We start from the raw sequence: 10,741 nt of genomic DNA on the forward strand, positions 1-10,741 counted from the left end.
CATAGAATATTTTTACGGAAGTACGGCATCGGCTTTCAAGAATTTTATAGAGGCATTTGATGTTGACTGCATCGCCTATCCAAAAGATTATAATTTCAAAGCCTTAAATAAATACAGCATCGATCCGAAGTTTTTAACAGAAAGATCTGGTTGCGAAGTGGTTTATTTAAACATCATGACGCTTCATGTTCAGGAAAATTTAATCGAAAGCCGGATTCCGGAAGCGCAGTTACAAAAGTCGAATGCCTAGTTATTAACGAATAAAGATAAGATATTATGCTACTACGAAATAACATCCCGCTCACCTACACCTTTGGAAAGATTAAAACAGAATTGCTTTTCGTAATCAGTTATTCTATTGGTATTGTAGTGCTTTATCAGAATTTTCATGTCACCAGAATATCTATTCCGGTTGCGGTACCAGCCTTACTGGGAACCATAATTTCCCTGCTGCTGGCTTTCAGATCCAACCAGGCTTATGACAGGTGGTGGGAAGCCAGAACACTTTGGGGTGCCATGGTGAATGACTCGAGATCAATCTCCCGCCAGATCTTATCTTTTGTAGAAAATCCATATGGCTTGGATGAAGTAAATCAGTTTAAGGAGCGTTTTATTAAGAGGCAAATTGCCTGGTGTTACGCTTTAAGTCAGGCGCTGAGAGGTTTCAATGCCCGCAAAGGACTGGAAGAATTTTTATCTCCCGAAGAACTCGCTTTTATTAAGAAACGCCGGAATGTAACCACTTCTTTGCTGGAGTTGCATGGAATGGACTTGAAAAAAGCGCTAAGTGAAGGCTGGATTAACAAATACCAGCAAATTGAAATCGATAAATCGATTACTGCATTGTGTAACCACATGGGCGGTTGCGAAAGGATTAAAAACACGGTTTTCCCGGTTACATACAGTAAATACATCAACATGTCTATCCACCTTTTTATCGTGCTTTTGCCTTTTGGTTTGATAGAATACTTCGGGTATATGGAAGTGCCCCTTGTAGTGGCAATTGCAGCATTCTTTTTACTGGTAGAGAAAATGGCCGTTCATTTACAAGATCCGTTTGAAAATAAACCTACAGATACGCCTACCACAACCATCTGTAGAAACATAGAGCGCGACCTTTTACAAATGATCGACGACGATAAAATATATGAAGACAAGCCACAAACAGAACTGGCTTCCGTTGGGTCTTATTATATCTTATAAATCTTAATTCTTAGTTCTATTCCGATTTGGAATGGTTAGTTAAAGCCATAAGTATTCTCTCCGGATGGAGAGAAGCTTAACCGGCAAATTATAATGATTAATTGATGCGGCGATTTTATTGCCGCATTAATTTTTTAAAGGCGATTACAATCTGATGAAAAGAATAACTATTTAAACCTGATTGCTTTTAGAGGAGAAACCTTACTAATCAATAGCGAAGGAATAATCAACACGGTTAAACACACCACTACGGTGACTACATTTAAGGCCAGTACATCCAGAAAATGAAATTCTATCGGCGCATAAGCCAGAAAATAGGAAGCCTGGTTGAGTTTGAACACGTGGGTTGATTGCTGGAAAAAGCCCAAACCTAAACCTAAAATATTCCCAAGCAGCAATCCAATTCCTATCAAATAAGCAGAATTATACAAGAATATTTTCATTATAGACCAGTTACTCGCACCGAAAGATTTTAGCATTCCGATCATATTCGTGCGCTCTAAAATCATAATTAACAATGCAGTAACCATATTAATTACGCCAACAATTAACATTAAGATTAACAATACCCTTGTATTTACGTCCAGTAAACCTAACCAGGTAAAAATATTAGGGAAGTTTTCTTTAATGGAAAATGAGCGCAGATTTTGAGGCAAACCTTTAAAAATTTCATCTGAAACTGGTTTAAGTCTGTTAAAATCTTTGATTCTGATTTCTACACCACCAATTTCTCCGGGTTTCCAATTGTTTAAGCGTTTAATAATATTCAGGTTTCCCAGCACGAATCCTTTATCTATATCTTCAACACCGATATCATAAACCCCTACAATCTTAAATTTTCTGGGGCGTAACTGGTTTTGCACAAAATACATGATAAAATCATCACCGGTTTTAAGCTTCAATCTATTTGCGGTATAGTTCGAGATCAATAATTCCTGCATAGCAGCTGTACTATCAGCAAAATCAATTATGGTACCGCTGATAATGTGTTGTTTAATATAATCCCAGTTATAGCTTTTATCTACGCCTTTAAAATTTATCCCTTCAATTTCATTATTGGCCGAAAGAATGGCGGGTTTAGTGGCAAATGGATAATAAAAATCGATGTCCGGATTGTTTTTAAGCAGTTTTTTAGTTTCAGCATCCAATACAAACGGCGAATGCTCAAAGGAGTTATTCAGATCGAAGCGGGTAATTTGTACATCGCCAAGGTAACCCCTTACTTTATCCTGAATTTCGGTTTTGAAGCCTTTAATAATGGCGATAGACAGAATCATGACTGCCAGACTCAGCATCACCCCGGCAATTGCAATCCGCACAATTAACTTGGAGAAAGTCCGCTCAGATTTTATGGCTATACGGCCTGCTATGAAATATTCGAAATTCAATTTTGATAATTTTGTAACAGCAAAAATGCTTAAATCCTTTTTAAAAATGACATATATTTGGAATATAATGGCAATAGTTTATACTAAATCATTATAATCTTAAATTGTTTTATTGTTGATTTATAAAGATTGAATATGAAAAAACACATCAGCTTTGCCTTTGGTTGCTTAATTGCACTTTCTGCCTGTGGCCAGAGTCCTAAACCTTTAGATCAGCAAATTGGACAAGAAAAGTTCCAGACCCGCAAACTATTAATTAAAGACAATTTTAAACTGCCTACATCAATTAAAACCGGTGCTGAGCAAACTGAAATCTACCTGCGTATGCTGGAAGGCAAGCGTGTTGGCATGGTGGTGAATCCAACTTCTGTGATTGGAACACAAACTTCAGTTGATAGCCTGGTTAAACTGGGCGTAAAAATTCAGAAAATTTTTGGTCCGGAACATGGCTTTAGAGGCGATGCCAGCGCAGGTGTGCATGTTAATGATTCCGTTGACGCCAAAACCGGAATAAAGGCAGTATCACTTTATGGTAAACACAGTACGCCTACTGCTGAAGATTTAGCAGATATCGATGTAATGGTGTTTGATATTCAGGATGTTGGCGTAAGGTTTTACACGTATATTAATACCCTTCAAAATGTAATGGAAGCCTGTGCAGCCCATAATAAAGCGCTTATTATTTTGGATCGGCCAAATCCTAATGGTTATTTAATCGACGGACCAATCTTGGATCCTAAATTTAAATCTGGCATCGGGGTACAACCAATTCCTATTGCGCATGGATTAACCGTTGGCGAATATGCACAAATGCTTAATGGCGAAGGCTGGTTGAAAAACAAAGTGAAATGCAACATAACGGTGATCAAGAACCTGAATTATGATCACAATATGGAGTACATTTTGCCGGTAAAACCATCGCCCAACTTAAATACGCAACAATCAATTTTATTGTACCCTTCCACCTGCTTATTTGAAGGGACGTATTTAAATCATGGTCGCGGAACGATGTTTCCTTTTACCATTTTGGGTGCACCATACTTAAAGGGCAAGTTTAAGTTTAGTTTCACGCCGGAAAGCATTAAAGGCATGTCAGAAACACCATTATTTCAAAACCAGGTTTGTTATGGTTTGGACTTAAGGGATTATGACACTTCAAAATTAAGAAAATCGGGACAGATTAATATTTCATGGATGCTGGAACTATACCAGGCATCGCCTAAAAAGGAAGATTTTTTTAACACCAAACTAAGTAAAGAAATGAATGTTATTGAGCGTTTGGTGGGTGTAGCCGATTTCAGACAACAGGTGATGGCGGGAAAAAGTGAAAAACAGATCAGGGCAAGCTGGGAGCCTGGATTAAGCGCTTACAAAAAAATGCGTTTGAAATACCTGCTTTATCAGTAATTAGAGAATTATTGAATGAGGGAATTAGAGAATTATTGAGTGATTGAATAAATGAATGATTGAATGAGAGAATTATTGAATGAGAGAATGGATGGGTGAACTGACTGACAATTTCAAACAATAGTTTATCCTTCCTTGTTGTTTACATGAGTCTTGGCAGATTGCCAATTCCCGCATTCAAATTTCAATCATTCAATCTTAAATACCATGAGCGGACCAAAAGAAACAAACGACAATCCAGGCAGCAATTACAGAGAAGAAGTTCCGAAAGGACGCAAACCGGTGGATCATCAAACGGTTAGAAAACCTGATGACAGTACACCGAATAAACCAGTGAAAACAGATAATCCTGCAGAACAAAGGGAGAATGAGGAACAGCCTGTTCACCCGATAAAAAAAGCCCCTAAAGAGCAATAACGAATTGAGGTGACTGGTATATCCAGATCACCTCAATTTTGTAAGTAAAAAGAAATTATTTTATTTGCTCCCGGTAGATTTCAGGAACGAAAGCAATACTTTTTCATCGTGCTCCAGCCCTAATTTGCCTACCGTTTTATGGTTGTTCATCTTTTTCATGTACTTTTCCAGCTCATTATTTTCAAAAGCGGTAATTAATAAGGGATACACGTACGAGCTTTTACAAACCGCCCTGGTGTTGCCTAATTTCTTTGCCACACAATCCAGCACATTCACAACCGTTTTCTTGGTGTTCAGCTCTACATTTACATCTACAGAACATTTTGCAAATTGCCGCAACGCTTCCAGCGTTCCACCCCAGGTTCTGAAATCTTTTGCTGTGAAATCGTTTTGTGTAATTTCTTTAATGTAATTATTTACCTTACCAGAATCAATGCCTTTGTGCGCTTTACCATCGGTATAGTATTGAAAAAGATCCTGTCCGGGAATGTCTCGGCATTTTTTCACCAGTTTAGCCAGGCTTTTATCATTCAGTGTAACGGTTTGCCGCACTCCTTTTTTACCGATAAAATCGATATTGATTTTGCTGCCTTCTATTTTAACATGCTTATCGCGTAAGGTACTTAAACCGAACGATCCGTACAGTTGTTTATAATTTTCGTTCCCAACCCTGATCAAAGATTTTTGCAGTACATCCACAGAAATGGCAAGCACTTTGCGTTCATCGAGGTCTTTGCGCCGTAAATCTTTAGCCAGTTTTTTCCGGGCTTCGGGCAAATTTTTTCCAAACTCATACAGTCTGTAATACTTATCTTCAGAACGCCTGGAAGTCCATTTCGCATGGTAGCGATATTGTTTCCGGCCTGCAGCATCGGTTCCGGTTACCTGTAAATAGGCATTGGGTTTAGTGGCAATCCAAACATTTTGCCAGGCTGGCGGAATAACCAGGGCTTTGATCCTGGCCAGATGCCTTTCGTCGGTTATTTTTGTTCCTTTTTTATCTTCGTAGTAAAATTTACCAGGTTTTCCCTTCCGATAAATACCAGGCATAGAATCGGTTACATAAACTAATCCACTCGCCTTAACAACATCTTCGCCTTGTACCATTTTTACTGATCAGGATGATTTAATTTTTAGTTATTTTGTAAAACTTAAGGTGACTAATCACATTATTTTAGAACACAACACTAACGGTATGAAAATAGTTTTTATGGGCACGCCCGATTTTGCAGTTGCTTCTCTTGATGCGCTGGTACAGGCCAATTTTGACATTGTTGCGGTGGTAACAGCTCCAGATAAACCTGCCGGACGTGGGCAAAAACTGAATGAGAGTGCTGTTAAGAAATATGCGGTAGAAAAGTCGATCCCTGTTTTACAACCCGAAAAACTTAAAAACAAGGAGTTTTTAGCCGCTTTAAAATCTTACCAGGCCGATTTACAGGTGGTGGTTGCTTTTAGAATGCTGCCCGAAGTGGTTTGGAACATGCCACCCAAAGGAACCATTAACCTTCATGGCTCGCTCCTGCCACAATACAGAGGTGCCGCACCAATTAACCATGCCATCATTAACGGAGAAAAGGAAAGTGGTGTAACTACCTTTTTTTTAACTCATGAAATAGATACCGGCGATATTATTTTAAGTGACCGCACACCGATTGCAGATAATGAAACGGCTGGCGAATTGCATGATAAATTAATGGTCATTGGCGCAAACTTACTAGTTAAAACGGTTACCGCAATTGCTGCTGGCGACGTTGCCGAACAACCGCAACCGCAAAGTGATGAGCTGAAACATGCGCCTAAGATTTTTAAAGAAGATTGTAAAATCGACTGGAACAATCCATCGATAAAGGTACATAACCTGATTCGGGGCTTAAGTCCTTACCCAACTGCCTTTACCCTATTAAATGATAAAACACTTAAGATTTTCAAAGCTGAGCTTGAAGATAAAGAGCCCGGAATTGCTGCCGGCGGCTTATTAACCGATAATAAAACCTATCTAAAATTTGCGACGAAAGATGGCTTTATTAAATTGCTTGATATTCAATACGAAGGCAAAAAACGCATGCTGATCGAAGATTTTTTGAGGGGAATGAGGTTGTAGGTTTAAGTGAATATGAACAGGAACTTGTCGAAATATTAAAGCACTGCTAGGTGTTTCGACAAGCTCAACATGACAAATGCTAATAAGCTATATTCTGATCAATATTAATTCAATATTTTAAAGCGCATTCAGCTTCTCATTCAGATATTTAGAAAACTCGTTAAAATACCTTTTCCTTCCGTAACCCATAATCCATTGGATGCCTTGTGTAGCATTGGTGATAAAAACTTCTTCAGCCTCTTTTAATATCTCCGGACTAATCTGCGCTTCAATTAATGGAATATCGTTCATTTTGCAGATCTGCATAATTGTAGAACGCATTACCCCACCAACACAACCCTCGGTTAAAGCAGGTGTATAAATTTGTTTATCATACACTACAAAAATATTCGAACTGATGCTTTCACACAAAAAACCACTCTGATTTAAAATCATCGCTTCATCTAAACGGTTCTGCGTTTTAAATAGCCCGGCCATAACATACAATAGTGCGTTTGAGGTTTTGAAGTTGGAAAGCTTATCAATTGATTTAGTCATCTCATCGAAAACATCAATAATTAGGCCTTTCGTATTGAGCTCGTATGCAATTGATTTTAAAGGCATTCCCTCTAAAACGTAACCCGACTTATTAATTTCCGGGGTATAAATGCCTGCACCCTGGCGGTATACGGAAAGACGGAACCGTACATTTCCATTCCACCTGTTTTTCTTAGCTAAATCTGCTGTTTTCTGCCGGAGGAAATAATCATCCATCAGGGCATGGCCATCAATTTTTAAAGCTTTCATGCCTGCAGCAAGCCGATCGGCATGTAAATCTGCAAACTGAAGTTTTTGATTAATCATCCGCATGCTCTCAAACAAGCCATCACCAAATTTAAACCCCCGATTGGAGGTCGTTAAAACAGGCGCATCAACTGCATGATATTCATCATTAAATAAAAGGTACTCTTGAGACATATTTTATGATGCGGTGATGTAATTTTCCCATTTCGTTAAAGCTGCTTTAAAATCTGCCGGTAAGGGCGATTCGAAGTGCATGTATTCTTTTGTTGTTGGATGAATAAAGCCTAAACTCTGCGCATGTAATGCTTGTCTTGGCAACAATTCAAAGCAATTATCTACAAACTGTTTGTATTTATTAAACGTGGTTCCCTTTAAAATCTTATCGCCACCGTACATGGCATCGTTAAATAGCGGATGCCCAATGTGTTGCATATGCGCACGGATCTGGTGCGTGCGTCCCGTTTCCAGTTCGCAGCTGATTAGCGTAACATAGCCAAGCCGTTTTAACACCTTGTAGTGGGTTACCGACCATTTTCCTTTTTCTTCCTCATCGTAAATATCCATCACCCTCCGGTCTTTTACACTTCTGCCAATATAGCCGGTAACTGTTCCGTCATTTTCGATATCGCCCCAGGCCAGTGCAAGGTATTTTCTGGTAATGCTGTGATCGAAAAACTGTCTGGCCAGGTGGGTAATCGATTTTTCGTTCTTACTAATCAGTAGTAAACCAGATGTATCTTTATCAATTCTGTGCACTAAACCAGGCCGCCCATCGTTTCCAGGCAATTGTGGCAATTGTTCGAAGTGGAAAGCCAATGCATTTACTAAAGTGCCGTTGTAATTATTAAAACCAGGGTGCACCACCATCCCGGCAGGTTTATTTACAATTAATAAATCGCTGTCTTCATAAAGAATATCGAGTGGAATATCTTCCGGATAAACTTCGGTATCGCGGGGCGGATGTGGCAAAACGATCGAAATTTCATCATGCGGTTTTACCTTATAACTTGCTTTGATCTGTTTTTGATTAACCAGCACATTGCCGGCATCTATTGCATTCTGAATCCGGTTGCGGGAAGCATTTTCTACGCGAACCATTAAAAATTTATCAATACGGAGTAAAGACTGCCCCTTATCTACAATTATTTTTAAATGTTCATATAATTCCTGCTCCTCTGATTCCTGCAATTCGACCACATTTTCCATGATGCAAAAATAATCTTTTACGACCAAGAATTTCGAAATCATTTTATAATTAAAAAAATGGGCTATCTTAGGGACACAAACCGTTCTAAACCATTCTAACATGAAAAACTCCTATGCAAAAGCCATCCTGGCTTTATCGCTATTTGCTTTCGTTCAGCGAGCGAATGCCCAACAAGACGTCGGAAATCTATTTGTATCTGGCCCGGAAGATGCCACAAAACTCGTTAATGCCTACCTCGATCCATTATACAAAGGCCTCGGGCAAGGATTAAACGATGGCTGGACGAACACGGCAAAATCTAAGGGATTTTTGAAATTTGAAGTTAGGATCTCTGCATCCGCCGCATTTGTACCGCAATCTTCCCGAACTTATGATGTAAACACATTGGGTTTAAGAAACATTAAACCGGCAGCGGGCGCATCATCTATCGGGCCAACCGCTTTCGGTAAAGACGAAGATGGCGGACGCATGGAAGTGTACACCACTGACGGACTTCCGACCGGAACGTTCTTTAACTTACCCAGCGGCATAGGTTTCCATACCGTTCCTGCTCCTCAGATTCAGGCTACTTTAGGCTTGCCAAAAAATATTGACATTTCATTAAGGGCCATGCCGAAAGTTAATTTTGGAGATGATTTTGGGAGCATGTCGATGATTGGCGTAGGCGCGAAAGTCGAGCTTTTACCCCTGATCTTAGGTGCAACGGACCGGCTGATCCCGGTAGACATTGCCATAGCCGGCGGCTTTACGCAATATAAATACACCCTGGATTTGAATATGGAAAACTCGAACAATTCAGATCAACGGATCGATGCCCGGTTTAATGGGGTTAATTTTGATGCGATTGTTTCGAAGAAAATCATGTTTTTTACGCCATTTGCCAGTATCGGCTACCAGACTGCAAAAACGAATTTAAAAGCTTTAGGCACGTATAGCTTTGCCACAAGCCCGTTAACATCAGTTAGCTACACCGATCCTGTTTCTGTGAAACAAACGGATATCGATGGTGTTCGTGGCAGCCTGGGCTTTCAATTAAAGTTTGGTTTCTTTAAATTCTATGGTTCTTACACCCAGGCTAAATACAGCATGGTGAATGCCGGTATAGGTATCGGAATTGGCGAATAAACCAATTATCTTTAAAATTGAATTAAAAAACACCTGATAGTTTCAGGTGTTTTTTAATTTTACACGTGTTCGAAGAAATATATAGCCCCGTACAGAAAATCGATGCCGCTCCTTTCAGCAATTTATTTGTGAAGAGAGACGACCTGATAGATCCATATATTTCCGGAAATAAGTGGCGCAAGCTGAAATATATTTTACAAAAAGCAAAAGCATCATCTAAAACGCATCTGGTTACTTTCGGTGGTGCTTACTCCAATCACCTGGTGGCAACGGCCGCAGCTGCTGCCCGGTCTGGATTTAAAGCAACAGCCTTTGTAAGGGGTGAAGAAGTAAAAAATGAAATGCTTTTAATCTGTTCGCTTTATGGCATGGAATTAATCTTTGTTGACCGTGAGCGGTATAAAAACAAAGCCGAATTATATGCAGATTATTTTGGTTCCAATTCAGCTGCTTATTTTATTAATGAAGGCGGCGCTTCAGCAGAAGCTGTGATGGGTTGTAGTGAAATCATCACGGAATTAACAGCAACCTATGATCATATTTTTGTTGCAGCAGGCACAGGAACAACTGCAGCTGGTTTATCAAAAGGCATTGAGGAACAGGGTTTAAAAACTAAACTTCATGTTGTGCCGGTTTTAAAGGGCGGAAGTTTCATTGCTGATGAAATTTCGTTGTACACTGAAATTTCGAATCATTTAATTTTGCATACCGATTATCATTTTGGCGGTTACGCGAAAACCACTCCCGAACTTTTGGCTTTTATTAAGAGGTTTACCAGAGAAACCGGCATATTAATCGATCCCGTTTATACCGCAAAAATGTTTTACTCGATTTTCGATTTGTGTGCGCAAAATCAGATCCATTCTACCGATCGCATTTTAGCAATCCATACAGGTGGACTGCTTGGTTTATTGGGCATGAAAGAGAAGTTTTGAGGTTTATCAAAACATCACCCTGCTGAATTGTAAAAGTACCGTCCTGATGAACTTGATTCAGCATCTTAAATCACAACTAAGGTCCTGAAATAAATTCAGGATGAACTGTGTTTAAATCCAAATAATAATTAAAATTTTTCCAAATAATATTTTGTTTTAGGAAGGTTGTAAC

10 protein-coding genes and 1 pseudogene are annotated in these 10,741 nt (G+C 39.3%); 7 read left to right on the forward strand and 4 right to left on the reverse strand.

Annotation, left to right across the window (positions count from 1 at the left end):
• Positions 1-250: pseudogene (locus GJU39_RS23460) on the forward strand (hypothetical protein); the annotation flags it as partial.
• Positions 251-276: 26 nt separating this feature from the next.
• Positions 277-1,203: a bestrophin family protein gene (locus GJU39_RS22280; RefSeq protein WP_154283207.1), complete on the forward strand. Its 927-nt coding sequence runs from the start codon at positions 277-279 to the stop codon at positions 1,201-1,203.
• 167 nt (positions 1,204-1,370) lie between these two features.
• Here GJU39_RS22280 and GJU39_RS22285 read toward each other — a convergent pair whose 3' ends face one another.
• On the reverse strand, positions 1,371-2,591 hold the full coding sequence (locus GJU39_RS22285; RefSeq protein WP_154283208.1) for an ABC transporter permease: 1,221 nt from the start codon (positions 2,589-2,591) through the stop codon (positions 1,371-1,373).
• A gap of 135 nt (positions 2,592-2,726) precedes the next feature.
• On the opposite strand from GJU39_RS22285, the gene GJU39_RS22290 reads away from it, so the two are divergent.
• Both GJU39_RS22290 and GJU39_RS22295 read left to right on the forward strand, forming a co-directional pair.
• Entirely contained in the window at positions 2,727-3,998 is a 1,272-nt protein-coding gene (locus tag GJU39_RS22290) for an exo-beta-N-acetylmuramidase NamZ family protein (RefSeq protein ID WP_154283209.1), read from the forward strand.
• Positions 3,999-4,205: 207 nt separating this feature from the next.
• Positions 4,206-4,415: a hypothetical protein gene (locus GJU39_RS22295; protein ID WP_154283210.1), complete on the forward strand. Its 210-nt coding sequence runs from the start codon at positions 4,206-4,208 to the stop codon at positions 4,413-4,415.
• Positions 4,416-4,475: 60 nt separating this feature from the next.
• Here the strand turns inward: GJU39_RS22295 and GJU39_RS22300 are convergent, their stop codons facing one another.
• Positions 4,476-5,522 (reverse strand): DNA topoisomerase IB, encoded by a 1,047-nt coding sequence (locus tag GJU39_RS22300; protein ID WP_154283211.1) that lies wholly within the window; start codon positions 5,520-5,522, stop codon positions 4,476-4,478.
• A gap of 88 nt (positions 5,523-5,610) precedes the next feature.
• Between GJU39_RS22300 and fmt the strand changes: the two genes are divergently transcribed.
• A complete protein-coding gene (gene fmt, locus GJU39_RS22305; RefSeq protein ID WP_154283212.1) occupies positions 5,611-6,519 on the forward strand; it encodes a methionyl-tRNA formyltransferase in 909 nt (302 codons plus the stop codon).
• A gap of 117 nt (positions 6,520-6,636) precedes the next feature.
• Here fmt and GJU39_RS22310 read toward each other — a convergent pair whose 3' ends face one another.
• Together GJU39_RS22310 and GJU39_RS22315 are read right to left on the reverse strand one after the other, a co-directional pair.
• A complete protein-coding gene (locus tag GJU39_RS22310; RefSeq protein ID WP_154283213.1) occupies positions 6,637-7,476 on the reverse strand; it encodes an aminotransferase class IV in 840 nt (279 codons plus the stop codon).
• A gap of 3 nt (positions 7,477-7,479) precedes the next feature.
• A complete protein-coding gene (locus tag GJU39_RS22315) occupies positions 7,480-8,508 on the reverse strand; it encodes an RluA family pseudouridine synthase (protein ID WP_154283215.1) in 1,029 nt (342 codons plus the stop codon).
• A 100-nt stretch (positions 8,509-8,608) separates the two neighbouring features.
• Here GJU39_RS22315 and GJU39_RS22320 point away from each other — a divergent pair, with 100 nt between their 5' ends.
• Both GJU39_RS22320 and GJU39_RS22325 read left to right on the forward strand, forming a co-directional pair.
• Positions 8,609-9,634 (forward strand): DUF6588 family protein, encoded by a 1,026-nt coding sequence (locus GJU39_RS22320; protein WP_154283214.1) that lies wholly within the window; start codon positions 8,609-8,611, stop codon positions 9,632-9,634.
• A gap of 65 nt (positions 9,635-9,699) precedes the next feature.
• Entirely contained in the window at positions 9,700-10,569 is an 870-nt protein-coding gene (locus tag GJU39_RS22325; protein WP_342448236.1) for a 1-aminocyclopropane-1-carboxylate deaminase/D-cysteine desulfhydrase, read from the forward strand.
• Positions 10,570-10,741 lie beyond the last annotated feature (172 nt).

This window comes from Pedobacter petrophilus (assembly GCF_009674725.1).
Taxonomy (GTDB): domain Bacteria; phylum Bacteroidota; class Bacteroidia; order Sphingobacteriales; family Sphingobacteriaceae; genus Pedobacter; species Pedobacter petrophilus.